The sequence below is a fragment of the Streptomyces sp. Alt3 genome (genome assembly GCF_030719215.1).
Classification (GTDB): domain Bacteria; phylum Actinomycetota; class Actinomycetes; order Streptomycetales; family Streptomycetaceae; genus Streptomyces; species Streptomyces glycanivorans.
The window spans coordinates 4,596,335-4,620,273 of sequence record NZ_CP120983.1 but is presented as its reverse complement, the minus strand read 5'-3'; the positions used below and the strand labels follow the sequence as shown (position 1 = coordinate 4,620,273).

The window sequence follows — 23,939 nt, the reverse complement described above, 5'->3', positions numbered from 1 at the left end:
CGACGGCCGTGGGTGGTTGGCATAATCCCCGCATGGTCCGCGAGCCTCTCGACAACGTCGACAACTCCGCGCCTGCAGGCCCGCCCGTGGTGGCGGCCGAGGGCGAGGTCAACGGTCACTGGGTCGTCCGTGCGCAGGGCGATCTCGACTGCGACACCATCGATCCGCTGTTCATCGCCCTGTGGCAGGCGGCGCCCGGGCACCAGGTCGTCGTACTGGACGCGTCGGCGGTCACCTTCGCGGACTCGTCCTTCCTCAGCCTCCTCATCGAGGTGCACCGGCGGACCGAATTGCGCGTCGCCGCACCGGGCGCGGTCCTGACCCGGCTCCTGCGGACCTCGGGTGTCGACCGCGTGATCAGGAGCTACCCCACGCTCGACGCCGCCCTCGGCGACCCTCCGCGCGGCTCCTGACCGCCGCCCGTTCCACCCGGCTGACGCGGTGTCGCCTCAGCCGGAAGGGACGGGCGGCGGGCCGTCCTGCGCACGCTCGCCCTGGGCATCGGCACCGTCGAGGACGAACAGATGCCGGATGCCCGTGACCTCCAGGGTCTTGAGGAGGGAGCCGGGCGCGTTCCACAGCTGCAGCACGACACCTCCCGACGTCGTGCCGCGGTGGATCAGCAGAAGGGCGGAGACACCGCTCGAGTCGCACATGCGCAGCCCTGAACAGTCCAGGACGAGCACCTGCGGGGCGGGATCGGCGGCGAGGCATTCCTGGGCACGCTCCACCAGCTGCTCGCTGGTGTCGTAGTCCAGGTCACCGACGAGACGCAGCCGTACGGCACCCGGGCCGGCCTCAACTTCCAGGGTGAAGGGCGGACAGGGCAGATCGGTCATCCGAGGCTCCGGGGTTGTTGCCGGCGGCTGCCACGAGGACGTCCAGGGCGGAACGCGCCTCGCCGAGCAGCCGGGTGGATCGGGGGAAGTCCTTGAGCTCCGTCCCCAGGACGTCGAGGACCGGCAGCAGGGAGGCGGCCGGGACCCTCCGGGCCTCCAGGATGCCGGCGGTCCAGGTCAGGAAGCCGGTGAAGAGCTCGTCGTCGTCCATGTAGAGGGCCACGCCCAGGTATTCGACGATGTGGGCGATGTCCTGCGCGGTGTGCTCGCGCTGCTGCTCCGTGTAGGCCGCGGCGGCGGGGAAGCGTCCTTCCAACTGGGCCAGCACCTCCCGCACGAGCTGCGGCCTGCTGCGGACGACGAGGGTGTACTCCTGGTCGCTCAGGTGCGGCAGATCGTCCGTCTGCTGCCGCCCGGCGGCAGGCACCGGCGCCGGGATCCCGTCCGCGATACGGCGCGCGGCGGAGCGGGCGTCGGGCGCCCAGGCGTCGGCACCCAGCCGGAGCGCGTACCGCCCGTCGGGCCCGAACGCCGCGCCACCGGCCAGTACGGGCACCCCGACGGCCTGGCAGGCGGTGACGGCCGCGTGCGCGGTGGGCAGCCGGGTGGGGATCGAGGAGGAGAGCGCGACCACGTCGGCACCGTTGTTGTGCAGGTGGCCGATGAGGTGCGGTGTGGGCACCTGGGCCCCGAGGAAGTCGACCTGCCACCCGCGCAGGGTGAGGACCTCGGCCAGCAGCCGGGCCGGCAGCACATGCCATTCCTGGTCGACACAGGCCACGGTGACGCGGCCCAGCCGTGGAGTGGTGCGTACGGCCGGGTGGTGGGCGAGGGCCGCGATGACCCGCTCGGCGATGGCACTCGCCGCGTGTTCCTGCGCCACGCTCAGGCGGTTGGCCGCCCACTCGCTGCCGACCCGCGCCTGTACCGGCGCGAGGACGTCCAGCAGCGCGGTCTCGGCGTCGATACCGGCGTCCAGCGCGCTGAAGAGCACCGCGGCTGCGGCATGCTCGTCCCGGCCCGTCACCGCGGTCCACAACTTGTCCTGGAGACCGCGCACATCGGGCGCGGCGAGGGTTTCCGTACTCATTGCGTGTACCTGCCCCGGGTGTGCCCGTTCACCGCGCTCAGGTGCGTGGTCGGCGGAGCGGTGATCGCGACGAGCGCCATGTCGTCGTGCCGGCCGTCGTGGAGCCACTGGGACGCGAGCATCTGCACCCGCTCGACCACGGCCGTCCCCGGCATGCCGGCGCACTCCGCCATGGCCCGCATCAGCCGCTCCTCACCGAACAGTTCGTCACCGAGCGGCCCACCGCGGGCCTCGGTGACGCCGTCGGTGTAGAGCAGGCACGTCTCGCCCGGGAGCAGCTCGGTCTCCACCGTGCGGGCCTCGATGTGGGGCAGCGCCCCGACGAGGGTCCCGCGGGTGTCGATCTCCTCCACCCTGCCGTCGTTGCGGATCACCAGGGGGGCGGGGTGGCCCGCCGAGGTGAGGCGCAGACGCACCCGGTTCTCCTCGCGCCGGACCGAAGCCAGCACCAGCGTCGCGAAGCGGGTGTGGTGCGAGTTGAGGAGCGCCCCGTTGAGCAGCCGCAGCATGCCCTCGTGGTCGCCCGCCATCGGTGTCAGCGCCTGGAGCGTGTTACGGATCTTGCCCGTGAGCACCGCCGCGTCCAGTCCCTTGCCGCACACGTCCCCGAGGACCGCCAGGGACGCCTCGTCGGGCGTGCTGCCCGGGTGGACGTCGTAGAAGTCGCCGCCGACCCGGTCCCGCGCCGCCGCGGGCTGGTAACCGCCGGCGAACTCGACCCCGTTGACCCGGTCGAGCCGGGGCGGCAGGAGGTCGCGCATGAGGGTGCGCGTTATGTCGCTCTGCTCCGCGTACAGCCGCGCGGCGGACAGGGCCGCACCGGCCCGCGCGGCGAACAGCCGGGCGAAGACCTCCTCGTTCTCGCTGAACTCGGTGGAGGCGGTGCCGCGCAGCAGCACCAGGACACCCGCCGGGACGCCGTGGCCCGGCAGCGGGGTGACGGAGGCCGAGCCGACGGTCCCGGTGAACTCCTCGGGGATGAGCCAGTCCGGCAGGAGGGCCGGGTCGATCCACCGGGAGGGGACGGGCGGGAAACCCTGCAGCGCCTCGCTCAGGCCGGGCACCAGGGCGGTGTCCGCGGTCACGGTCCGGCGGACGGCCGCACCACCCTCGACGGCGTACGTCATGGGCAGCTTCCGGCCCGCGGCGGGCACGATGACGACGGCGGCCTCGGCGAGGTACTGGGAGGCGAGCTGGGCGGTGACATGCATGCAGCGGTCGGTGTTCAGCGATGCCAGAAGTACGTTCGAGGCCTCCGCCAGGAAGGCGGTGCGCTCCCGCTCCGTGGCCAGTTCCTCCTCGACGAGGCGCCGGTCGGTGTCGTCGGCCAGCCACCACACCACGTCCCCGTCCCCGTCGGGGGCCGGGTGCGCCTCGAAGCTGCGCGCACCGATCCGTCCGCGGAACACGGGGCGCAGCGGTGCGGTGGCGTCACCGGCCGGTCGTCCGGTGGGGTTCGTCGTCTCCTCGTGGGCACGTGCCAGCCAGGACGGCGCGGCGTCCGACAGTGCGGCGCCCCGGGCGGCGCCTCCCAGGAGCGAGGCCGCCGCCGGGTTGAGGTCGCGGACCGTTCCGGCCCGGTCGACGACTATCACTGCGTACGGGGCCGGGCCCCACTGCTCGGACGCGGACCGTTGCTGAGTTTTCGTGGCGATGTGTTCCTTCAGAGGAGCCATGAGGGGGGACCCGCCCGAGGCGGGTCGCACCACCTTCCAACTGGACGAAAGTACTTTCCCTGCGGCAACCATTGCCCAGCCGGGGTACGGATGGCAACCCACCCTTCCGGGCCGGTACGTTCGCGGAACGGCGTGTGCGTCATCTCTCCCGAGGAGCTTCACGCCAGGCACACAGATCGCGCCGAATGCCTGATACCGTCCGCACCGCTCCGCTTCCCGGCGGACCCGGCGAACCGCCTCCCGGCACACACCCCGGGCACACCGGCACCCGCCGCCGGACGCCCCGGCACGGCCCCGGGTGCGTCAGGAGCCACCGGCCAGCCGGCCGCTGAGGGAGCCGTGGAGGTCGGCGCTCCGCTCGTTGAGGCCGACGATCTCGACGCTCTTCCCCCGCTGTTCGTACTTCGTCGTGATGGCGTCCAGCGTGGCGACCGAGGAGGCGTCCCAGATGTGTGCCGAGGTCAGGTCGATGACGACCGACCGGGGATCGGCGGCGTAGTCGAACCGCCCGACGAGGTCGTTGGACGAGGCGAAGAAGAGCTCCCCGAAGACGGAGTAGACGATCCGTTCTCCGTCCGCGTCGGTGACGGACGTGACATCGGCGAGGTGTGCGACGCGTCTGGCGAAGATGACCATGGCGGTGACCGAGCCGACGACGACACCGACGGCGAGGTTCTCGGTGGCGACGACACAGACCACCGTGACGACCATCACCACGATCTCACCGGCCGGCATCCGCCTGAGCGTCCCCGGCGCGATGGAGTGCCAGTCGAAGGTCGCGAAGCACACCATGACCATGACCGCGACGAGTGCCGCCATCGGGATGCGGGAGACGAGCGGCCCGAACGCGATGCACAGCACCATCAGGAAGACACCGGCGAAGAACGTGGACAGCCGGGTACGGGCACCGGAGACCTTCACGTTGATCATGGTCTGGCCGATCATGGCGCAGCCGCCCATGCCGCCGAGGAAGCCGGTCACGATGTTGGCGACGCCCTGGCCGATCGACTCACGGGTCTTGCTGGAGTGGGTGTCGGTGATCTCGTCGACCAGCTTCGCCGTCATCAGCGACTCCATCAGTCCGACCAGCGCCATGGCCAGCGCGTAGGGGGCGACGGTCGTCAGGGTGTCCAGGGTGAACGGCACGTCGGGCAGACCCGGCACCGGCAGGGACGAGGGCAGTTCGCCCTTGTCGCCGACCGTCGGCACGGCGATACCGGCGGCGACGGTGATCGCCGTCAGGATGACGATGGAGACCAGCGGGGCCGGGACCGCCCTGGTGATCCTCGGGAACAGCACCATCAGGACCAGCCCGCCGACGACCAGCGGATACACGGGCCAGGGGACTTCGGTCAGTTCGGGGACCTGGCCCATGAAGACCAGGATGGCCAGCGCGTTGACGAAGCCGACCATCACGCTGCGGGGCACGAACCTCATCAGCCGGGCGACACCGAGCGCCCCGAGGACGACCTGGAAGACCCCGCCCAGAATGACGCCCGCGATCAGGTATCCGAAACCGTGCTCCCGGTTGAGCGGGGCGATGACGAGGGCGACCGCGCCGGTCGCGGCGGAGATCATCGCGGGCCTGCCGCCGACGACGGAGATGACGACGGCCATCGTGAAGGCGGCGAACAGACCGACGGCGGGGTCCACCCCGGCGATGATCGAGAACGAGATCGCCTCGGGGATCAACGCGAGCCCCACGACCAGACCGGCCAGGACCTCCGTGCGGAAGACCTTCGGGGACAGCCAGGACGGCCGGAAGCCGCGCAGCCAGGCCGGGGACAGTACGGAGGAAGGCAAGGGAGACGTGACCTGTCGTTGCTCGGGCATGCCCGGCGGACCGGGGCGTGCGGAGGACGGGGAGGCCGGAGGGCTTCCCGCGGATCGCCCGCCACCGCGGACGGAGGCATGGGGGCGGACGGGGCGTGGTGGCGCACGACGCACCGCTTGTCGCCGGGCTCGCGGTGAGCGGCTGTGCGGAACGCACGGGCTCGGCAGGATCGCTCCGGCCCCGTTCGCACGGGTACGGATCGCGCCGGAGGCGTCGTCGGCCCCGGGCACCTGGCGCCGAGCAACTCTACCCTAACGTTAGGGTAGAGATCGAAACGCCGGCCTCCCGTGGCCTCGGCGGGAGGCGAGAGGGCGCGTGGTCACCGTGAGCAGCGAGCACATGCAGATCGGCGAGGTCGCCGCGCGCACCGAGCTGTCGCTGCGCACGATCCGGCATTACGAGGAGACCGGGCTCGTGACCCCCTCGGCCCGGTCCCGCGGCGGGTTCCGGCTGTACACCGAGGCCGATGTGGCACGGCTGATGGTCGTCCGCCGGATGAAACCCCTCGGCTTCAGCCTGGACGAGATGCGGGACCTGCTGGAAGCGGTCGACCGCCTCGACGACGACGGGGGGACGGCGGCCGGCGAGCGCGACGAACTCCTGGAGCGGGTACGCGCCTACGAACGGTCCGCGACCGAACAGGTCGCCAGACTGCGGGTCCAGCTGGCGCGGGCGGAGGAGTTCGCCCTGACCCTGCGCACCCGCCTGGACCGGAACGGGCCGCCGGAGGCGTGACCGCCGTGGCAGCCCGCCCCGGAGCGCGCACCACCGGAAGCATGCTCACCGGGGCAGCCCATCCCCCGGCACACACCACCGGAAGCATGACCACCACAGCCACCCGCCGCCGTGGCGCGCTTCGCGCCCGGTCAGGTGCGCAAAGCACGCCCACGCACTCGCACACCACTGCGGAGATCACTCTTCGGCCATTCATTGGCCGAGGAATGATCTCCAGCCGCAGCGACGGGTCTGCCGATGCAAGGAGCACGACTTCCGAGGAGGCCCCTGCATGGATGCCCTGCTGCTGGCCCTGAGCGTCCCGGCAGTGGTCGTCGCGAGCGGGGTGTTCACCGTCTGCGACTGCCGACGGCGCCGCAGCCGCCCGCCGTTGCCGTACACCCGCCGGGCCGCCCGTCGCGCCTCACGCGACGTACTGCTCCTGGCGGAGTCCGTCGTCGACGGTGCGTACGCCGCCCTCGGGGGGCTCTACGCCGACCCGGCCTCCCCGCAGCCGGATCAGCCCGCCCCCGTCGTCAGCGGCGGGGCGGGCGCCAGCCGGGGTCACGGCCCGTCATGGCCAGCACCCGCTCGAAAGCCGTAGCCTCCGGCGCGGCGGGCAACGGCTCGCCGAACACCTTCATCTCCCGGGCCTTCGGGGCCAGACCGGCCAGGCCCGGCTCCAGCTCCGCGACCACGACGGGGTCCGGCACGAAGTCCTGGCCCGTCGCCCGGGCGAGGTCCCAGGCGTGCACGGTCAGGTCCCCCAGCACCATGAGCCCCACCGTCCTGGCCGGCATGCCCATGCCTCCGGTCGCCCCTTCCTCCGCACCCGGCTCGGCCCATGCCTTCACCAGCCGAGCCGTCTCGTCGTCGAACCGGCCCCTCCAGTCCCCCGTGACGACGTCCTCCGTGCGGCCGAAATCGGTCGTTCCCTTGGCGGCCAGGACCCGGAAGTTCTCGATCACGGAGAAGAGATGGCTCAGCAGGGCCCTGACGTCGTACTCGCTGCACGGTGTGCCACCGGCCAGCTGGGCGTCATCGATGCCCCGCACCACGGGGACCGCCCGCGTGGTGGCTTCTTCGAGGAGTTCGCTGATCGTCTTCATGCTTCCGACGATGCACCCCGCGCGGCACGGCGTCTTGAAGAAACACGCCAGGGGCCGCACGTGTGCGGCCATAGGATCCGACCATGGCCGGACCTGGACGCGAGACGCGGGGCATCGTCGACGCCCCCGACCTGTTCAGCCGCGTGCGCTTCCGCCTCCGTGACCCCGCTCCGGAACTGCGGCCGCACCTGGAGCACTACTGGCTGATCGACTGGGACCTCTCGGAGGCGTACACCTCGCAGGTGGTGCCGCACCCGAGCGTCCACCTGGTCTTCGAGCGCACGGAGTCGGGCAGCGAGGCGCGACGCACCGGCTCCGCCGAGGTCTACGGCGTCGTCCAGGGCCTGTTCAGCCAGCGGCTGGAGGGCAGGGGGCGGGTGTGCGGGGTGAAGTTCCGGCCCGGCGCCTTCAGGCCGTTCGCCCCTCGGCTGCCCGTCTCGGAGTGGACCGGGCGCCGGGTCCCGGCCGACGAGGTGCTCGGCGCGCCCGAGCACGGGCCCTCCGCCTCGGAGACGGTGCCGTCCGTACTCGATCCGGCCGACGAGGACGCCCGGGTCGCGGCACTGGACTCGTACGTCCTGTCCCTCCTTCCGCCGCCGGACCCGCAGGCGGAACTCGCGACGGAGCTCGCCGAGCTCGTGCGGACGGACCGTTCGCTGCTGAGGGTGGACGCCCTCGCCCGTGCGGGCGGACTCTCCGTGCGCTCGCTGCAAAGGCTGTTCTCCACCTGTGTGGGGGTCGGGCCCAAGTGGGTCATCCTCCGTCACCGCATCCACGAGGCGCTGCAACGCGCCGGATCCGACCCCGAGCCCGACTGGGCGCGACTCGCCGCCGACCTCGGCTACAGCGACCAGGCCCACCTGGTCAGGGACTTCACGGCCACGGTGGGCGTTCCCCCGGCGGCCTTCGCGCAGCGCTGACAGCAGCCGGAGCGCCGGTCACCGCCGCCACGGCCATCGGAAACCTCTCGCTGCCGCGCCCCGCCCGATGGCATCCTGACCTGGTGAACGGACCCGAGATCGCCCTCGAAGTAGCCCCGGAACTGCGGCTCTTCGTCGCCCATGACCGCCGCCGCGGACGCACGGCCGTCGCCACGGACGGCTCGTCGACCCTCGGACACGTCGTGGAGTCACTCGGCATCCCGCTCACCGAGGCCGGGCAGCTCCTCGTCGACGGGAGCCCCGTGCCGGTGTCGCACATCCCCGGTGCGGGCGAACTGGTCGAGGTCCGGGCGGTGCGGCGGCCCCAGCAGGTCCCCGGCGCACCGCTGCGCTTCCTCCTCGATGTCCATCTGGGCACGCTCGCCCGGCGGTTGCGCCTCCTCGGTGTGGACGCCGCGTACGAGAGCGAGGACATCGGCGACCCGGCGCTGGCCGCCCTCTCGGCGGAGCAGCGGCGCGTCATGCTCTCCCGGGACCGGGGGCTCCTCCGCCGCAGGGAGATCTGGGCGGGGGCGTACGTCTACAGCGACCGGCCCGACGAGCAGCTCCGCGACATCCTGGGCCGCTTCGCCCCCGCACTCGCCCCGTGGACCCGCTGCACGGCCTGCAACGGGGAACTCACGGAGGCCGACAAGGACTCCGTGAGCTCCCGCCTGGAGCAGGGCACGCAGGCGTCCTACGACGTGTTCGCACAGTGCGCCACCTGTGGGCGGGTGTACTGGCGGGGCGCCCATCACGCCCGCCTGGAAGCCATCGTGGAGGACGCCGTACGCGAGTTCGGCGGAGCGGGGAGCCAGGCGCCGACCACCTGAGAGGGCGCGGGTGCCTCAGGGCTTCCCGGCCGTCAGATAGCGCTGGACCGTGGGTGCGAGCCAGGCGACGACCTCCTCCCGTGACATCGCCACGGCCGGCTCGATCCGCAGCACGTACCGCGCGAGCGCCATGCCCAGGATCTGCGAGGACACGAGCGCCGCGCGCCGCGGGGCGTCCGCGGGATCGGGGCAGACACCGGCGGCGACCGGCCCCAGCTGCTCCGCGAAGACGGCACGCATCCGCTCGGCCCCCGCTTCGTTGGTGACGCCGACCCTGAGCAGGCCGGTCAGCACGTCGTCCTGTTCCCAGCGGTCCAGGAAGTGCTCGACGAGCACCGCGCCCACGTGCTTGCCGGGCAGCGCGCCCAGGCCGGGCAGCCTCAGGTCGATCGCGGACGCGGCGGCGAACAGCCCCTCCTTGGAGCCGTAGTAGCGCATCACCATCGACGGGTCGATGCGCGCGTCACGGGCGATGGCCCTGATGGTGGCGCGCTCGTACCCGTCGGCGGCGAACCGCTCGCGGGCGGCTTCGAGGATCGCCGCCCTGGTGGCGTCCGAGCGGCGTGGAGCGGAAGGGGCGTGCTCTGTCATGCCAACAATCGTAGGCCAACAAGCGTTGACAAGCCAGGCGCGCCCGCCCTACCGTTGCCAACAAGCGTTGACCAACAACCGTTGGCCAACATGCGTTGGCGCGATCTGTTCGGAGGCTGTCATGACCGGCACGTCCAGCAAACCCACCACCGCCGACGCCGCTGTCACGGCCGGCACGGCCGATACCGCCACCTCCACCGGCACGTCCGGCGCGGGATCCGGCAAGTCCGGCACCGTCGACGTCGTGGTCGTGGGGGCGGGTCCCACCGGACTGCTCCTGGCAGGCGATCTCGCCACCCAGGGTGTGTCGGTCGCCCTCGTCGAGCGCCGACCGCGCGAGGCCGGCACCCTGACCCGGGCCTTCGCCGTGCACGCGCGGACACTGGAGCTGCTCGACAGCCGGGGGCTCGCCGACGCACTGGTCGCGACCGGCACACCCCTCCACCGGATGCGGCTCTTCGGCCGGCTCTCCCTCGACCTCACCCGGCTGCCGAGCCGCTTCCCCTTCCTTCTCATCACCCCGCAGTACGAAGTCGAACAGCTGCTGAGGGACCGAGCACTCAAGGCCGGGGTGGACCTGCGGTACGGGACGGAGCTGCTCGGCCTGAATCAGTCCGACGCCAACGCCGGGGTCACCGCCGAGATACGCGGTGCCGACGGGAGGCGTTCGACCCTGGAGGCCCGGTATCTCGTGGGAACGGACGGGGTGCGCAGCTCCGTTCGCCGGGCCCTGGGCCTACCCTTTCCCGGTGAGGCCGTGATCAAGTCCATCGTCCTGGCCGATGTCCGGCTCACCGAGGCCCCCACCGGGCTGCTCACGGTCAACGGCGCGGGAGACGCGTTCGCCTTCATCGCCCCGTTCGGCGACGGCTGGTACCGCGTCATGGGCTGGAACCGCACACACCAGGCCGACGACAACGACCCCGTGGACCTCGAGGAGCTGCGCGAGATCGCCCGCACCGCGCTCGGCTCCGACCACGGGATGCACGACGCGCGCTGGATCTCACGCTTCCACAGCGACGAACGTCAGGTGCCCGCCTATCGCACCGGCCGGGTCTTCCTCGCCGGGGACGCCGCACACGTCCACTCCCCGGCGGGCGGCCAGGGCATGAACACCGGTCTCCAGGACGCGGCGAACCTCTCCTGGAAACTCGCGGCCGTCCTGCGCGGGCAGTCCGCCGACCCCGAGGCGCTGCTCGACAGCTACCACGGGGAAAGGCATCCGGTCGGCTCCCAGGTACTGCGCGCCAGCGGTGCGATCATCCGCCTGGCCATGGCCAGGACGCCCTTGCAGCGTTTCGCCCGGACCGTCCTCACCCATGCCCTCTCCGCCGTGCGGCCGGCCTTGGACAAGGTGATCGGAAGGATCTCCGGAGTCGGGATCTCCTACGACGCCCCGAAGGGCAGCCACCGCCTCACGGGCACCCGCGCGCCCGACCTGCGGCTCACCGAGGGGCGCCTGCTGGAGCTTCTGCGCGACGGCTCCTTCGTCCTCGTGACACCGCCGGACACCCCCGCCCCCGCCACTGCCGCCGCGGAGCCGACCCCGCTCGTCCACGCGCACTGGACGGACGACCGTACGACCACCCTGCTCATACGCCCCGACGGATACATCGCGTGGGCGAGCGACCGCCCCGGCCCAGACGCACTGCGAGGCGCCCTGGGCCGATGACCGCTCCCGCGCTGCTGCCCGCACCCGGCCCGGGCGGCCCGCTCCCGGAGCGACCCCGCCCGCAGCGCCCGGCTTCAGAAGACGTAGGCGTCACCCGTGGAAAGGACGAGCACCTCATGCGTGTCGTTCCGCCGGTTCCGGTCGCTCGCGCCACCGTTCCACACGGTGTCCACCCGCACCACGACCTCGGCAGGCCGACCCGTGAACCGCAGCCCCAGAGCGGTGCGGTGCGCCTCTCCGGTCACGCGCAGCGGACCGGTTCCGCACAGCACCGTGCTGCTGCCGCTGCGCAGGCAGCCCTGGGGCAGACGCGACCATGCGGCCAACGGCGCGGAGAAGCGGAGCCGCACCGTCGCGTCGGCGAGCGGCGACGGCCCACGGTTCCCGGTCCGCAACTGGATCTCGATCCGCTCCTCCCGGAGCGAGACGCGACCGTGATGGGCCACATCGGCCTCCGGGGCGATCCCTCGAGGCGCCGGCTCGGCCACGGCGGACAGCCCCGGGCCCAGCACCACAGTCGCCACCACCGCCGCGACGGCGGGCACCTTCAGCACTGCTCTACGCGTCACTCGCATCCGCCGAACATATCGATAGGCCACAATCACCTCTATTTCATGACCGGTTCGCCGCGCTTCCCCCCACCCGCACGGCCCACCGTCGCCGCCCGGCCCACCCGGCCCACCCGCCGGTTCCCGCGCACCCGCATGACACGCTGGGCGCATGCTCGTCGCCCGCTCCATCGCGCTCTTCGTCGTAGCCGCGCTCTTCGAGATCGGAGGTGCCTGGCTCGTCTGGCAGGGCGTGCGCGAGCACCGCGGATGGATCTGGATCGGTGCGGGCGTCATCGCTCTCGGGGCGTACGGATTCGTGGCCACGCTCCAGCCGGACGGTGACTTCGGCCGCATCCTCGCGGCGTACGGCGGGGTGTTCGTCGCCGGTTCGATCGCCTGGGGCATGGTCGCCGACGGCTACCGCCCGGACCGCTGGGACGTGACCGGCGCGCTGATCTGCCTGGCCGGCATGGCGTTGATCATGTACGCCCCCCGAAACCACTGAGCCCGTCCGCAACCACTGGGTCCGCCCGCAACCACTGAGCCCGTCCGAAACCACTGAGCCCGTCCGCAACCACTGGGTCCGCCCGCGGAGCGCCCGCCTATCCTGGCCCCGTACCGATCAGCTGTCCGAGGAGTTCGCATGGCCGCCACCCCCATCGCCGTCATCACCGGCGCGAGCAGCGGCATCGGTGCCGCGACCGCCAGGCAGCTGGCCGCGGCCGGATACCGCGTGGTGCTCACCGCACGCCGCAAGGACCGCATCGAGGCGCTGGCCGCCGAGCTCGGCGAGGCGGGGCACAAGGCGACGGCGTACGCCCTGGACGTCACCGACCGTGCGGCGGTCGACGAGTTCGCCACCGCGTTCCGCTCGCTGGCCGTCCTCGTCAACAACGCCGGCGGCGCGCTGGGCGCCGACCCGGTCGCGACGGGCGATCCGGCCGACTGGCGCCAGATGTACGAGACCAACGTCATCGGCACGCTCAACGTCACCCAGGCCCTGCTCCCCGCCCTGACCGCGAGCGGGGACGGCACCGTCGTGATCCTCTCCTCGACGGCCGGCCTCTCCACGTACGAGGGCGGTGGCGGTTACGTCGCCGCCAAGCACGGCGAGCACGTACTGGCGGAGACCCTCCGTCTGGAGATCGTCGGCACCCCGGTCCGCGTGATCGAGGTCGCGCCCGGCATGGTCAAGACCGACGAGTTCGCCACCACCCGCTTCCGCGGCGACACGGAGAAGGCGGCCAAGGTCTACGCGGGCGTCGATGCCCCGCTCTCCGCCGACGACGTGGCCGACACGATCACCTGGGCCGTGACCCGCCCCAGCCACGTCAACATCGACCTCCTGGTGGTCCGCCCCCGCGCCCAGGCCTCCAACTCCAAGGTCCACCGCACGCTCTGAAGCCGACGGCTGAACGGCTGACGGCACACGCCCGACAGCCGAACGGCTCACGGCTCACGCGAGCCCCGGATCCACGCCAACAGGGGTCCGGGGCTCGCGCGCGTGCGGGCACCCGAATGCCACGGCAGGCCCTCCGGCCGCGGCGCCTCTCGGGGCGAACCGCGTCGCCGATCGGCTGCGCATGCCTCGCGCGCCCTGGTGGAGCGCTGTGTTGTGGACACAGGTGCGTGCCGAGGTCCAGGTCATCGGCCGGCTCGGGCGCTCAGTCACCGGAGAGAGGCCGAAGCATGCCTGTACACCCCCTGCGCGCACTCATGGTGGGCCGACGGCGCCACGCAGCCGTCGTCGCCGCGGTGTTGTCCTGCTCGACCGCACTGACCGGGCAGGGCCCGGTCGCAGCCGACGGTGCGCCCATACCCTCCGTGCCCGCCCCACACCTGGACTGGAGACCCTGCATCCCGGGCAGTCCGTTCGACTGCGCTACCACGAAGGTGCCCCTGGACCACGCGGACCCGGGAGGCCGCAGCATCGACCTGGCCGTTGTCAGACGGAAGGCGACCGGCCCCGGGCAGCGTGTCGGCACCCTGTTCTTCAATCCCGGCGGCCCCGGCGGCCCCGGGACGGTCCAGATGCCGCAGAACTACTCGTTCTTCCCCCGCGAGGTGCGGGAACGGTTCGACATCATCAGCTGGGACCCCCGCGGGATCGGCAACAGCACCGCCGTGAACTGCTTCACGAGTCCCGAGGAAGCCGCCGACTGGAACGCGAGCAAGGCCGTGGGCTTCCCGGTGGGCGAGAAGGAGCAGAAGGACTTCACCGCCGCGTACGCGGATCTGGCCCGCCGCTGCGAGAAGAAGGACCCCGAGCTCCTGCGCCATGTGTCGACCGCCGACACCGCCCGCGACCTCGATCAGCTCCGTCGCTCGGTGGGCGAGCCCCAGCTCAACTACTACGGGATCTCCTACGGCACGATCCTGGGCGCCACCTACGCCAACCTCTTCCCCGGCAAGGTCCGGACCATGACCCTGGACAGCAACATCGGCCCCCAGGCCTGGACGAACCACGCGTCCGACGACGCCCGGCTCACGACGTTCCTCCGCGTCGGCTCCGACCGCAGCGCGGCGGCGACCCTCGACGAGTTCCTCGACCTGTGCGGTTCCACCACCACCGCCCGCTGCTCCTTCTCCGCCGGCACCCCGAAGGCGACCCGGGACAAGTTCGACCGGCTGACCCAGCGGCTGCGGAAGGAGCCCGTGGACACGTGGACGTATGCCCGTACGGTCGCCGACACGGTGAACAGCCTCTACCTCGTCAGCGGGTGGGCCTGCCTCGCCGGCCGGCTGCAGGAGCTGTGGCAGGGCCGCGCACCGGAGCCCGCGGCCTTCCCGCCCGCACCGCCGGTCCCCGATCCGAACCCGTATGTGGGCGAGGAGCAGGCGGCGGCCGTGCTCTGCGGTGACAGCCCCAACCCGCGTGACGCCGGTGTCTACCCCTCCCTGGAGGAGGCCTCCGCCGCCCGCGCGGGCGACGCAGGGCGCTTCTGGACCTGGTCGACCGCAGGGTGCACCGCCTGGCCCACCTCCCCCGACCGCTACACCGGCCCGTGGGACCGACGGACCGCGAACCCCGTCCTGGTCGTCGGCACCACCTACGACCCCTCGACCGCCTACCCGAACTCGCGGGCCATGGTCGAGGAGCTCGCCGACGCCCGCCTGCTGACCAACGAGGGGTACGGACACACCGCCCTCCTCAACCCCAGCAGCTGCGTCCAGGAACACGAGAGCCGCTACTTCGTCGACGGAGTCCTTCCGCCTGCCGGAACGACGTGCCGGCAGGACACCCCGCCCTTCACCGCCCCCAAGCCGAGCGGCGGTGTCGCCACCGGCGGCGGCGCCATGGCCGTCGGCATCTCCTGAGAGCTGCCGACGTACCCAGCGAACGGCGTCAGGCCCCGGACCGCGGTCGGTCCGGGGCCTGACGTCGGGACGGGCCGGGCACCCGGGCGGGCTCCGTCGCTCGCATCCGGCCCGCCATCCGGGCTAGGCCTGCCTCCCGTGTGCGGCCCCGGGCCTCAGCCCTTCACGCACACGAGCTGCTTGAGCTTCGCGACGACCTCGACCAGATCCCGCTGCTGATCGATGACCTGCTCGATCGGCTTGTACGCCGCCGGGATCTCGTCCACCACGCCGGAGTCCTTGCGGCACTCCACACCCCGCGTCTGGTCCTCCAGGTCCTGCGTCGAGAACCTCCGCTTGGCCGCGTTCCTGCTCATCCGCCGGCCCGCACCGTGCGAGGCGGAGTTGAACGACTTCGCGTTCCCCAGGCCCTTCACGATGTACGAGCCGGTCCCCATGGAGCCGGGAATGATGCCGAACTCCCCCGAGCCGGCGCGGATCGCGCCCTTCCGGGTGACCAGCAGGTCCATGCCGTCGTACCGCTCCTCGGAGACGTAGTTGTGGTGGCAGGAGATGACCGGCTCGAACGTGACCCGGGCCTTCTTGAACTCCTTGCGGACCACGTCCTGGAAGAGCCCCATCATGATCGAGCGGTTGTACTTGGCGTACTCCTGGGCCCAGAACAGGTCGTTGCGGTACGCCGCCATCTGCGGGGTGTCCGCGATGAAGACGGCCAGGTCACGGTCGACGAGTCCCTGGTTGTGCGGAAGCTTCTGGGCCTGGCCGATGTGGAAGTCGGCGAGCTCCTTGCCGATGTTCCGGGAACCGGAGTGCAGCATCAGCCACACCGATCCCGCCTCGTCGAGGCAGAACTCGATGAAGTGGTTCCCGCTCCCGAGCGTCCCCATCTGCTTGGTGGCCCGTTCCCGCCGGAACTTGACCGCCTCGGCGATCCCGTCGAACCGCGTCCAGAAGTCGTCCCAGCCGGTGGTCGGGAAGCCGTGGAGCCTGCCCGGGTCGACCGTGCTGTCGTGCATCCCCCGGCCCACGGGAATCGCCTGCTCGATCTTCGACCGGAGCCGCGAGAGGTCTCCCGGCAGGTCGTTGGCCGTGAGCGACGTCCTGACTGCCGACATCCCGCAGCCGATGTCCACGCCCACCGCGGCCGGGCAGACCGCGCCGTGCATCGCGATCACAGAACCGACGGTCGCGCCCTTGCCGAAGTGGACGTCCGGCATGACGGCCAGACCCTTGATCCAGGGCAGCGTGGACACGTTCCGCAGCTGCTGCATCGCGCCGTCCTCGACGGACGCCGGATCCGCCCACATACGGATGGGAACCTTCGCACCCGGTACCTCTACATACGACATAACCCCTCGATTCCCCCGATAAAGACTGAAAGCGCAAAACCGGTGCCGAGGTCGGCATAACGGTCGGCCGACCGGCATTCACAGCGGCGCGTGCGATACACATTGTGTCCATCGGCCGCCATCGAGCGGCAACCCGTTTTCGTACCGAAGGGAGCCTGGGACCGTGCGACACATGGCGTACGTACCCGGCGTCGCGCTTCTCGTAGCGCTCGTCGCCGGCTGCAGCGCCGGCTCCGACGCCGACGACCCCGCCGCCGACAGCAAGCCCGGCAGCCCGACGGTCACGGCCGCGCCTCCCGGGAAGTACCGGACGCTGCCCGAATCCTGCCGTGCCGTACCGCGTTCCACCCTCAAGGACCTGCTGCCGGGCGCCGCCACACTGCCCGAGGAGCAGCAGGACAAGGTGTACGAGGGCACGGCCACCGTCACCTACGACACGGACCGCAAGGTCGGCTGCCGCTGGAAGTCGGACGCCCCGGACGCTTCCCGGAACCTGTCCATCGACTTCGAGCGCGTCGTGTCGTACGACCCCGCGGTGAGCGACGACGACCGCGCCCGGGACGTGTACGCGAAGAAGGAGGAAGCCGCCGCCCTCCCCGCACCGTCCGGCGTCACCCCCAGTGAGAAGGCGGGCGGATCGGCCTCGGCGCCGGCCGACGGCACGCCGTCCGGCTCCCCGAGCGGCTCCGCCTCACCCTCCGCCGACCCGTCCGGCACCGCCACGGGCACCGACCCGGACGTGGATCTCCGGCCGCGGCTGCTCGACGAACTCGGGGACGCCGCGTTCCTGGACGACGCGCTCACCCGGACGGGTTCCAGCTCGCAGCACCGCACCGTGAGCGTGGTATTCCGCACATCGAACGTCATCGTGACCGTCCACTACACCGAGCAGCCCGCGCTCGTCACCGAGGTGCCCGACAGCAGGGAACTGCAGGAGAAGACGCAGGCCCTGGCAAGGAATCTGGCCGACACCCTCGGCGACTGAACGGGCCGCGACGGGCCCCGGCCGGAGCCCGCGGCCCCCTCCGGGGCCTCCGGCCGGAGGCGCCGTCCGGTCGCGGTCCGTCGTACCGTGGCCCCCGGCCGACGAACCGGCCCACGGGCGTGCCGAGCCACGTACGACCCGCGCCGCACCCCCGGCCGTGCGACATCACGGCCGGCGCGACATCACGACCGACGTACCGCCCGACCGTGCACCGCATGACCGTGCACCGCACGACCGACGTACCGCCCGCCCGCACGACCGAGACCGCCGTGCCGTCCGAGTGAAGGAACCATGCACCGATCAGCCCCGCGACTGTCCCGCATACTCGCCTGCGCCGCCGTCCCGGTGATGCTCGTCGTCGCCGGCTGCTCGTCGGACTCCGGCGACGCGAAGGACTCGGGCGCCTCGGCCTCCCCGAGTGCGAAGAAGACCGAGCCGACCGTCGAGCCCGCGAAGTTCACCGAGTTGCCCGACGCCTGCACGTCGCTCGCCAGGAAGACGATCGAGGACCTGGTCCCGAAGACGAAGAACAAGGGCGGCAGCCCCGGCAAGTCCAGCGACACCGCCAGCCGCGGCGGCTGCTCCTGGAACGGCCTGGACGACAACGGCGTCAAGGGCTCCCAGTACCGCTGGCTCGACGTCGGCTACACCCGCTTCGACTCGGACCAGTCCCTGGGCAGCGGCGCCAAGCGCGCGACGGACGAGTACACCAAGCAGGTCGCGAAGGCGCAGGCGACCGAGGGCGCCGAGAAGACCTCCGCCAAGCCCGCGGCCGGTCTCGGCGAGCAGGCCACGGCCGTGACCTACACCCTCAAGAAGTCCAAGGAGGACTTCGAGTACGCGACGGTCGTCGCCCGCACCGGCAACGTCGTCGTCAGCGTCACCTACAACGGGGCCGGATTCGCGGGCGCCAAGACGCCCTCCGCCGCCGACATCCTGAAGGACGCCCGGAAGGCGGCCGAGGAAGCCGTCGCGGCGGTCGGTGGCGACGACGGCGACACGGCGAAGTCCTCCGCCTCGCCGTCCTCCAAGGAGTCGGCATCGTCCTCGGCCAAGACCGACGACAAGTCGTGACCTGAGCGCGGCAGGGCGCCAACTCCCCTGCCGCGAAGCCCCTTGACGAAGCCCGGTGCTCCCACGAGCACCGGGCTTCGGCCCTCCCCACGCAACACGCCGGGCGGGCATGTGCCAGGCTGTGCCCGCGCCGGGTGCCGAAGTGGAGCCGGTTCATCGAAGTCGGGAGGGGATCGCGGGTGGCCGCAATGCAGCTGACACGCACACACCGCGTGCTCATCGGGGTGGTCGTCGCCGGCGCCGTGCTCATCGCCGCGATCGGTTTCGCGGGCTCGTACGCCGCCGTACGCGAACTCGCGGAGGAGAAGGGCTTCGGCGAGTTCTCCGTCGTCTTCCCGATCGGCATCGACGCGGGCATCTGTGTCCTGCTCGCACTGGACCTGCTGCTGACGTGGATGCGCATCCCGTTCCCGCTGCTGCGTCAGACCGCGTGGCTGCTGACCGCGGCGACGATCGCCTTCAACGGCGCGGCGGCCTGGCCCGACCCGCTGGGCACCGGGATGCACGCGGTGATCCCGATCCTGTTCGTCGTCGCCGTCGAGGCGGCACGGCACGCCGTGGGCCGGATCGCGGACATCACGGCCGACAAGCACATGGAGGGCGTCCGCCTCACCCGCTGGCTGCTCTCCCCCGTCCCCACGTTCAAGCTGTGGCGCCGGATGAAGCTGTGGGAGCTGCGCAGTTACGAGCAGGTCATCAAGCTCGAACAGGACCGGCTGATCTACCAGGCCCGCCTCCAGGCGCGCTTCGGCCGCAACTGGCGCCGCAAGGCACCCGTCGAGTCGATGATGCCGCTGCGTCTGGCGAAGTACGGCGTCCCGCTCGCCGAGACCGCCCCCATGGGCCTCGCCGCGGCGGGCATAGAGCCGGCCCTGCTGCCGCCGGCCCCGGCCGCCGTGGAGGCGGAGCAACAGCCCCAACTCCCCTACGCAGCGCAGCCCCAGGGCGAGCAGGAGCACGCCCCCCGGCAGGACCGGCCCCACCGGTACCAGCAGGACGAGTACGACCGGCAGGACGAGTACGAGCAGCAGGACCGCTTCGTCCAGCAGGACGAGTTCGAGCAGCAGTACCCGCAGGAGGGCCCCGGCTCGCACAACAGCCCGTGGTTCGCCGCCCCCAAGGACGAGGCGTACGACGGCGGGTACGACCCCGAGTACGACGAGGGCACGGATTCCAGCCCCGTGATGATCCCCTCGGGCCCGGGCCGGACCCGCCCGCTCGGCAACGTGGGCACGATCGGCGCCTTCCCGCACCCGCGCGAACCGGAACCGGAGCGGCAGCCCGGACAGCAGCAGGAGCAACCGGGACCGGTGCGCCAGGACATGGCTCAGCAGGACGTCGAAACGACCGAGTGGGCAGAGGACGAGGCCCAGTTCAGCAAGCTCGCGTACGAGGCGTACGCCGAGTACACGCACCAGCACCAGACCCACCCGAGTGCCGAGGCGCTCGACATCACCCTGTCGGACGTCCACAACGTCCACCACCCGCGTAGCGCCGCCCTGCTCCGTCGGCTGCTGCCCGGCTTCAAGCAGCGCTTCGACAACGAGATGGCCGCCGACCACATCGCGTAGAGCGGAAACGGACAGACGAAACGGGCGGGCCGCTGAGCGGCCCGCCCGTTCTCACTCCAGGAGCGACTACGCGCCGAGCAGCGTCCGCACCCGGTCCGCCCCGACCGCGAGGAGGAGCGTGGGCAGGCGCGGCCCGGTGTCGCGGCCGACGAGCAGCCGGTACAGCAGGGCGAAGAACGAGCGCTGGGCCGTCTTCAGCTCGGGCGTCGGCTTGGCATCCGGCGCCAGACCCTCCATCACCTTCGGCACGCCGTAGACAAGGGTGGTCAGACCGTCCAGCGACCAGTGCGTGTCGAGCCCTTCCAGCAGCAGTCGCAGCGACTCGCGGCCCTGCTCGTCCAGGGAGCCGAGCAGCTCCTTGTCCGGCTCGTCGCGGACGATGGTGCGCGACTCGGCCGGGACCTGGGTGGTGATCCAGTTCTCGGCGCGGTCGAGCCGGGGGCGTGCCTCGTCGAGCGAGGTCAGCGGGCTCGAAGGGTCGAGCTCGCTGAGGATGCGCAGCGTCTGGTCCTCGGCGCCGGCGGTGATGTCGGCGACCGAGGCGAGCGTGCGGTACGGCAGCGGGCGAGGGGTGCTGGGCAGCTCCCCTGCGGCCGTGCCGACGGCGCGGGCGTAGGCGGCGGCGTCGGCGGGGAGCACCGTGCCGTCGGCCACCTTGCGGGCCAGCGAGTCCCACTCGTCGTAGAGCCGCTGGATCTCCTGGTCGAAGGCGATCTTGAAGGACTGGTTCGGCCTGCGCCGCGCGTACAGCCAGCGCAGCAGCGGCGCCTCCATGATCTTCAGCGCGTCGGCCGGGGTCGGCACACCGCCCTTGCTGGACGACATCTTCGCCATGCCGGAGATCCCGACGAACGCGTACATCGGACCGATCGGCTGGACGCCGTCGAAGACCTCGCGCACGATCTGGCCGCCGACCACGAACGACGAGCCCGGCGAGGAGTGGTCCACACCGCTGGGCTCGAAGATCACGCCCTCGTAGGCCCAGCGCATCGGCCAGTCGACCTTCCAGACCAGCTTGCCGCGGTTGAACTCGTTGAGCCGGACCGTCTCGGCGAAGCCGCAGGCCGAGCAGGTGTAGTTCAGCTCGGTCGTGTCGTCGTCGTAGGAGGTGACGACGGTGAGGTCCTTCTCGCAGTTGCCGCAGTACGGCTTGTACGGGAAGTAGCCGGCGGAGCCGGAGCCACCGTCGTCCTCGTCCGCCGCGCCCGATCCCTCGGCCGCCTCCAACTCGGCCTCGTCGACCTTCTTCTGCTGCGGCTTCTTGCCGCCCTTGCCGCCCGCCGCGCCGTCCTTCTTGGTGCGGTAGCGGTCCAGGACGGCGTCGATGTCGGCGCGGTGCCTCATCGCGTGCAGGACCTGCTCGCGGTACGTGCCCGCGAGGTACTGCTCGGTCTGGCTGATCCCGTCGTACTCGACACCCAGCTCGTCCAGCGCCTGCGTCATCGCAGCCTTGAAGTGCTCGGCCCAGTTCGCGTAAGCCGACCCGGCCGGGGCGGGCACCGAGGTCAGCGGCTTGCCGATGTGCGCCTGCCAGGAGTCGTCGACGCCCTCGACACCGTTCGGCACCTTGCGGTAGCGGTCGTAGTCGTCCCAGGAGATCAGGTGGCGGACGGTGTGCCCGCGCCGGCGGATCTCGTCCGCGACGAGGTGCGGGGTCATGACCTCGCGCAGGTTGCCCAGGTGGATCGGGCCCGACGGGGAGAGCCCGGACGCGACGACGACCGGTTTGCCAGGCGCACGTCGCTCCGATTCGGCGATGACATCGTCCGCGAAGCGGGAGACCCAGTCGGTCTCGGTGCTGCTCTGACTCGAAGCCACGGTCGGCACGTCCTTCTCTCGTGTAGGACTCGTAGGGGCGGGCCCCATCAGGGGCACCCCCATTCTCCCAGGTACCGACCGCAGCGCGAAAACGGCTTTACGCCCCGTGGGATACTGGAGTGATCCTTTGTCTCCTACGGAAACGGCAGCCGTCTCATGGCTTCGGTCCCTTCCCTCGCTTCCACGCTCCAGCAGCAGCTCGCGGACGCCCTGACGGCAGCACTGCCGGATGCCGGCACCGCGGACCCGCTGCTGCGCCGAAGCGACCGGGCCGACTTCCAGGCCAACGGGATCCTCGCCCTCGCCAAGAAGCTCAAGGGCAACCCGCGCGAGCTGGCGTCCCAGGTCACGGCGGCCCTTCCGGCCGGTGAGCTGATCAAGGACATCGAGGTCTCCGGCCCCGGCTTCCTGAACATCACCCTTACCGACCGGGCGATCGTCGAGACCCTCGCCGCGCGAGCGGCCGACGGCGACCGGCTCGGCGTCCCGCTGAAGGCCGCACCCGGCACGACCGTCGTCGACTACGCCCAGCCGAACGTGGCCAAGGAGATGCACGTCGGCCACCTGCGGTCGGCGGTCATCGGTGACGCGGTGGTCCAGATCCTCGAATTCACCGGCGAGAGCGTCGTCCGGCGCCACCACATCGGCGACTGGGGCACCCAGTTCGGCATGCTCATCCAGTACCTCTTCGAGCACCCGGACGAGCTGAAGCACGAAGGCGACAAGGCCGACGGTGAGGCGGCGATGTCGTCGCTGAACCGCGTCTACAAGGCGTCGCGGGTCCTCTTCGACTCCGACGAGGAGTTCAAGGCCCGCTCCCGTGACCGGGTGGTGGCCCTCCAGGCCGGTGACCCGGAGACGCTGGCCCACTGGCAGCGCTTCGTCGACGAGTCGAAGATCTACTTCTACTCCGTCTTCGACAAGCTCGACATGGAGATCGACGACCCCGACATCGTCGGCGAGTCCGGCTACAACGACATGCTCGAGGAGACCTGCCGGATCCTGGAGGAGACGGGCGTCGCCGTCCGCTCCGAGGGTGCGCTCTGCGTGTTCTTCGACGACGTGAAGGGCCCGGACGGCAACCCGGTGCCGCTGATCGTGAAGAAGACCAACGGCGGCTACGGCTACGCGGCGACCGACCTCTCCGCGATCCGTGACCGGGTGCAGAACCTCAAGGCCGAAACCCTCCTCTATGTCGTCGACGCCCGGCAGTCCCTGCACTTCAAGATGGTCTTCGAGACGGCCCGCCGCGCCGGCTGGCTGAACGAGGACGTCACAGCGCACCAGCTGGCCTTCGGCACGGTCCTCGGCAAGGACGGCAAGCCCTTCAAGACCCGTGAGGGCACCACCGTCCGGCTGGAGGACCTGCTGGACGAGGCCGTCGAGCGGGCCACCGCCGTGGTCCGGGAGAAGGCCGAGAAGGTGGGCCTGTCCGAGGAGGAGATCGTCGAGAACGGCCGGTACGTCGGCGTCGGAGCCGTGAAGTACGCCGACCTGTCGACCTCCGCCGTGCGGGACTACAAGTTCGACCTGGACCAGATGGTGTCGCTGAACGGCGACACGTCGGTGTACCTCCAGTACGCCTACGCCCGGATCCGCTCCATCCTGCGCAAGGCGGGCGACGCGAAGCCCGCGGCGCACCCGGAGCTGGACCTGGCCCCGGCCGAGCGTGCGCTGGGCCTGCACCTGGACCAGTTCGGCGCGGTCCTGGAGGAGGTGGCCGAGGGCTACGAGCCGCACAAGCTGGCCGCCTACCTCTACCAGCTGGCCTCGCACCTCACCACGTTCTACGACCAGTGCCAGGTGCTGAGCGACGAGAACCCGGCGGAGGTCGTCGAGAACCGGCTGTTCCTCGTCGAACTCACCGCCCGCACCCTGCACCAGGGCATGAAGCTGCTCGGCATCAGGACGCCCGAGCGCCTCTGAGCCCGCTCCGGCGGCCACACGGCGCCGGGCCGGGAACAGCACGCGTCGCCCGTGCGGGACCCTGTCCCG

General features: G+C 71.4%; 22 protein-coding genes. 13 read left to right on the top strand and 9 right to left on the bottom strand.

The annotated features are described in order from the left end of the window. Positions 1-32: 32 nt before the first annotated feature. A complete protein-coding gene (locus tag P8A20_RS20385; protein ID WP_147958941.1) occupies positions 33-413 on the top strand; it encodes an STAS domain-containing protein in 381 nt (126 codons plus the stop codon). A 36-nt stretch (positions 414-449) separates the two neighbouring features. Here P8A20_RS20385 and P8A20_RS20380 read toward each other — a convergent pair whose 3' ends face one another. The 4 genes from P8A20_RS20380 to P8A20_RS20365 form a co-directional block, all read right to left on the bottom strand. After that, the gene (locus P8A20_RS20380) at positions 450-839 is read right to left on the bottom strand and encodes an STAS domain-containing protein (protein WP_147958940.1); all 390 of its coding nucleotides are present in this window, start codon (positions 837-839) and stop codon (positions 450-452) included. After that, the gene (locus tag P8A20_RS20375) at positions 799-1,929 is read right to left on the bottom strand and encodes a cobalamin B12-binding domain-containing protein (RefSeq protein WP_306103991.1); all 1,131 of its coding nucleotides are present in this window, start codon (positions 1,927-1,929) and stop codon (positions 799-801) included. The genes P8A20_RS20380 and P8A20_RS20375 overlap by 41 nt, the downstream gene beginning before the upstream one ends. Beyond that, a complete protein-coding gene (locus P8A20_RS20370) occupies positions 1,926-3,605 on the bottom strand; it encodes a PP2C family protein-serine/threonine phosphatase (protein ID WP_306103990.1) in 1,680 nt (559 codons plus the stop codon). The genes P8A20_RS20375 and P8A20_RS20370 overlap by 4 nt, the downstream gene beginning before the upstream one ends. A gap of 303 nt (positions 3,606-3,908) precedes the next feature. After that, the gene (locus P8A20_RS20365; protein ID WP_371934406.1) at positions 3,909-5,438 is read right to left on the bottom strand and encodes a SulP family inorganic anion transporter; all 1,530 of its coding nucleotides are present in this window, start codon (positions 5,436-5,438) and stop codon (positions 3,909-3,911) included. 325 nt (positions 5,439-5,763) lie between these two features. On the opposite strand from P8A20_RS20365, the gene P8A20_RS20360 reads away from it, so the two are divergent. Next, positions 5,764-6,174: a MerR family transcriptional regulator gene (locus tag P8A20_RS20360; RefSeq protein ID WP_187282116.1), complete on the top strand. Its 411-nt coding sequence runs from the start codon at positions 5,764-5,766 to the stop codon at positions 6,172-6,174. Positions 6,175-6,445: 271 nt separating this feature from the next. Beyond that, a complete protein-coding gene (locus P8A20_RS20355) occupies positions 6,446-6,757 on the top strand; it encodes a hypothetical protein (protein ID WP_147958936.1) in 312 nt (103 codons plus the stop codon). Here P8A20_RS20355 and P8A20_RS20350 read toward each other — a convergent pair. Continuing rightward, positions 6,690-7,262, bottom strand: a complete 573-nt coding sequence (locus P8A20_RS20350; protein ID WP_147958935.1) for a TIGR03086 family metal-binding protein — start codon at positions 7,260-7,262, stop codon at positions 6,690-6,692. The genes P8A20_RS20355 and P8A20_RS20350 overlap by 68 nt on opposite strands. 83 nt (positions 7,263-7,345) lie before the next feature. Between P8A20_RS20350 and P8A20_RS20345 the strand changes: the two genes are divergently transcribed. After that, on the top strand, positions 7,346-8,182 hold the full coding sequence (locus tag P8A20_RS20345) for a helix-turn-helix domain-containing protein (RefSeq protein ID WP_306103988.1): 837 nt from the start codon (positions 7,346-7,348) through the stop codon (positions 8,180-8,182). Positions 8,183-8,265: 83 nt separating this feature from the next. Further along, entirely contained in the window at positions 8,266-9,015 is a 750-nt protein-coding gene (locus P8A20_RS20340; RefSeq protein WP_147958933.1) for a Mut7-C RNAse domain-containing protein, read from the top strand. A 15-nt stretch (positions 9,016-9,030) separates the two neighbouring features. Here the strand turns inward: P8A20_RS20340 and P8A20_RS20335 are convergent, their stop codons facing one another. Next, on the bottom strand, positions 9,031-9,606 hold the full coding sequence (locus P8A20_RS20335; protein ID WP_306103987.1) for a TetR/AcrR family transcriptional regulator: 576 nt from the start codon (positions 9,604-9,606) through the stop codon (positions 9,031-9,033). Between the two features lie 121 nt (positions 9,607-9,727). Here P8A20_RS20335 and P8A20_RS20330 point away from each other — a divergent pair, with 121 nt between their 5' ends. After that, entirely contained in the window at positions 9,728-11,278 is a 1,551-nt protein-coding gene (locus P8A20_RS20330) for an FAD-dependent oxidoreductase (protein WP_306103986.1), read from the top strand. Positions 11,279-11,352: 74 nt separating this feature from the next. Here the strand turns inward: P8A20_RS20330 and P8A20_RS20325 are convergent, their stop codons facing one another. After that, positions 11,353-11,853: a hypothetical protein gene (locus P8A20_RS20325; RefSeq protein ID WP_187282115.1), complete on the bottom strand. Its 501-nt coding sequence runs from the start codon at positions 11,851-11,853 to the stop codon at positions 11,353-11,355. Between the two features lie 145 nt (positions 11,854-11,998). Between P8A20_RS20325 and P8A20_RS20320 the strand changes: the two genes are divergently transcribed. The 3 genes from P8A20_RS20320 (at position 11,999) to P8A20_RS20310 (ending at position 15,147) form a co-directional block, all read left to right on the top strand. Further along, positions 11,999-12,334 (top strand): YnfA family protein, encoded by a 336-nt coding sequence (locus P8A20_RS20320; RefSeq protein WP_147958930.1) that lies wholly within the window; start codon positions 11,999-12,001, stop codon positions 12,332-12,334. A gap of 138 nt (positions 12,335-12,472) precedes the next feature. After that, the gene (locus tag P8A20_RS20315) at positions 12,473-13,231 is read left to right on the top strand and encodes an SDR family NAD(P)-dependent oxidoreductase (RefSeq protein WP_147958929.1); all 759 of its coding nucleotides are present in this window, start codon (positions 12,473-12,475) and stop codon (positions 13,229-13,231) included. Positions 13,232-13,518: 287 nt separating this feature from the next. Further along, on the top strand, positions 13,519-15,147 hold the full coding sequence (locus tag P8A20_RS20310) for an alpha/beta hydrolase (protein ID WP_306103985.1): 1,629 nt from the start codon (positions 13,519-13,521) through the stop codon (positions 15,145-15,147). 155 nt (positions 15,148-15,302) lie between these two features. Here P8A20_RS20310 and P8A20_RS20305 read toward each other — a convergent pair whose 3' ends face one another. Beyond that, entirely contained in the window at positions 15,303-16,496 is a 1,194-nt protein-coding gene (locus tag P8A20_RS20305; protein ID WP_147958927.1) for an RtcB family protein, read from the bottom strand. 172 nt (positions 16,497-16,668) lie between these two features. Here P8A20_RS20305 and P8A20_RS20300 point away from each other — a divergent pair, with 172 nt between their 5' ends. The 3 genes from P8A20_RS20300 (at position 16,669) to P8A20_RS20290 (ending at position 20,126) form a co-directional block, all read left to right on the top strand. Then, positions 16,669-17,481 carry a DUF3558 domain-containing protein gene (locus tag P8A20_RS20300; RefSeq protein WP_147958926.1) on the top strand — a complete coding sequence of 271 codons (813 nt, stop codon included), beginning with the start codon at positions 16,669-16,671 and terminating at the stop codon, positions 17,479-17,481. Between the two features lie 291 nt (positions 17,482-17,772). Then, positions 17,773-18,555, top strand: coding sequence for a DUF3558 domain-containing protein (locus tag P8A20_RS20295; protein WP_147958925.1), 783 nt, complete (start codon positions 17,773-17,775; stop codon positions 18,553-18,555). Between the two features lie 179 nt (positions 18,556-18,734). Continuing rightward, the gene (locus tag P8A20_RS20290; protein ID WP_306103984.1) at positions 18,735-20,126 is read left to right on the top strand and encodes a DUF2637 domain-containing protein; all 1,392 of its coding nucleotides are present in this window, start codon (positions 18,735-18,737) and stop codon (positions 20,124-20,126) included. Between the two features lie 66 nt (positions 20,127-20,192). On the opposite strand, the gene lysS is transcribed toward P8A20_RS20290, so the two are convergent. Next, positions 20,193-21,953, bottom strand: coding sequence for a lysine--tRNA ligase (lysS, locus tag P8A20_RS20285; protein WP_306103983.1), 1,761 nt, complete (start codon positions 21,951-21,953; stop codon positions 20,193-20,195). Between the two features lie 147 nt (positions 21,954-22,100). Between lysS and argS the strand changes: the two genes are divergently transcribed. Continuing rightward, positions 22,101-23,870, top strand: a complete 1,770-nt coding sequence (argS, locus tag P8A20_RS20280; protein WP_147958922.1) for an arginine--tRNA ligase — start codon at positions 22,101-22,103, stop codon at positions 23,868-23,870. Positions 23,871-23,939 lie beyond the last annotated feature (69 nt).

Excerpts from the sequence above, each read along its gene's own strand:
- P8A20_RS20385 (WP_147958941.1), top strand. The coding sequence starts at position 33 with ATGGTCCGCGAGCCTCTCGACAACGTCGACAACTCCGCGCCTGCAGGC.
- P8A20_RS20380 (WP_147958940.1), bottom strand. The coding sequence starts at position 839 with ATGACCGATCTGCCCTGTCCGCCCTTCACCCTGGAAGTTGAGGCCGGC.
- P8A20_RS20375 (WP_306103991.1), bottom strand. The coding sequence starts at position 1,929 with ATGAGTACGGAAACCCTCGCCGCGCCCGATGTGCGCGGTCTCCAGGAC.
- P8A20_RS20370 (WP_306103990.1), bottom strand. The coding sequence starts at position 3,605 with ATGGCTCCTCTGAAGGAACACATCGCCACGAAAACTCAGCAACGGTCC.
- P8A20_RS20365 (WP_371934406.1), bottom strand. The coding sequence starts at position 5,438 with ATGCCCGAGCAACGACAGGTCACGTCTCCCTTGCCTTCCTCCGTACTG.
- P8A20_RS20355 (WP_147958936.1), top strand. The coding sequence starts at position 6,446 with ATGGATGCCCTGCTGCTGGCCCTGAGCGTCCCGGCAGTGGTCGTCGCG.
- P8A20_RS20350 (WP_147958935.1), bottom strand. The coding sequence starts at position 7,262 with ATGAAGACGATCAGCGAACTCCTCGAAGAAGCCACCACGCGGGCGGTC.
- P8A20_RS20345 (WP_306103988.1), top strand. The coding sequence starts at position 7,346 with ATGGCCGGACCTGGACGCGAGACGCGGGGCATCGTCGACGCCCCCGAC.
- P8A20_RS20335 (WP_306103987.1), bottom strand. The coding sequence starts at position 9,606 with ATGACAGAGCACGCCCCTTCCGCTCCACGCCGCTCGGACGCCACCAGG.
- P8A20_RS20330 (WP_306103986.1), top strand. The coding sequence starts at position 9,728 with ATGACCGGCACGTCCAGCAAACCCACCACCGCCGACGCCGCTGTCACG.
- P8A20_RS20325 (WP_187282115.1), bottom strand. The coding sequence starts at position 11,853 with ATGCGAGTGACGCGTAGAGCAGTGCTGAAGGTGCCCGCCGTCGCGGCG.
- P8A20_RS20320 (WP_147958930.1), top strand. The coding sequence starts at position 11,999 with ATGCTCGTCGCCCGCTCCATCGCGCTCTTCGTCGTAGCCGCGCTCTTC.
- P8A20_RS20315 (WP_147958929.1), top strand. The coding sequence starts at position 12,473 with ATGGCCGCCACCCCCATCGCCGTCATCACCGGCGCGAGCAGCGGCATC.
- P8A20_RS20310 (WP_306103985.1), top strand. The coding sequence starts at position 13,519 with ATGCCTGTACACCCCCTGCGCGCACTCATGGTGGGCCGACGGCGCCAC.
- P8A20_RS20305 (WP_147958927.1), bottom strand. The coding sequence starts at position 16,496 with ATGTCGTATGTAGAGGTACCGGGTGCGAAGGTTCCCATCCGTATGTGG.
- P8A20_RS20300 (WP_147958926.1), top strand. The coding sequence starts at position 16,669 with ATGGCGTACGTACCCGGCGTCGCGCTTCTCGTAGCGCTCGTCGCCGGC.
- P8A20_RS20295 (WP_147958925.1), top strand. The coding sequence starts at position 17,773 with ATGCACCGATCAGCCCCGCGACTGTCCCGCATACTCGCCTGCGCCGCC.
- argS (WP_147958922.1), top strand. The coding sequence starts at position 22,101 with ATGGCTTCGGTCCCTTCCCTCGCTTCCACGCTCCAGCAGCAGCTCGCG.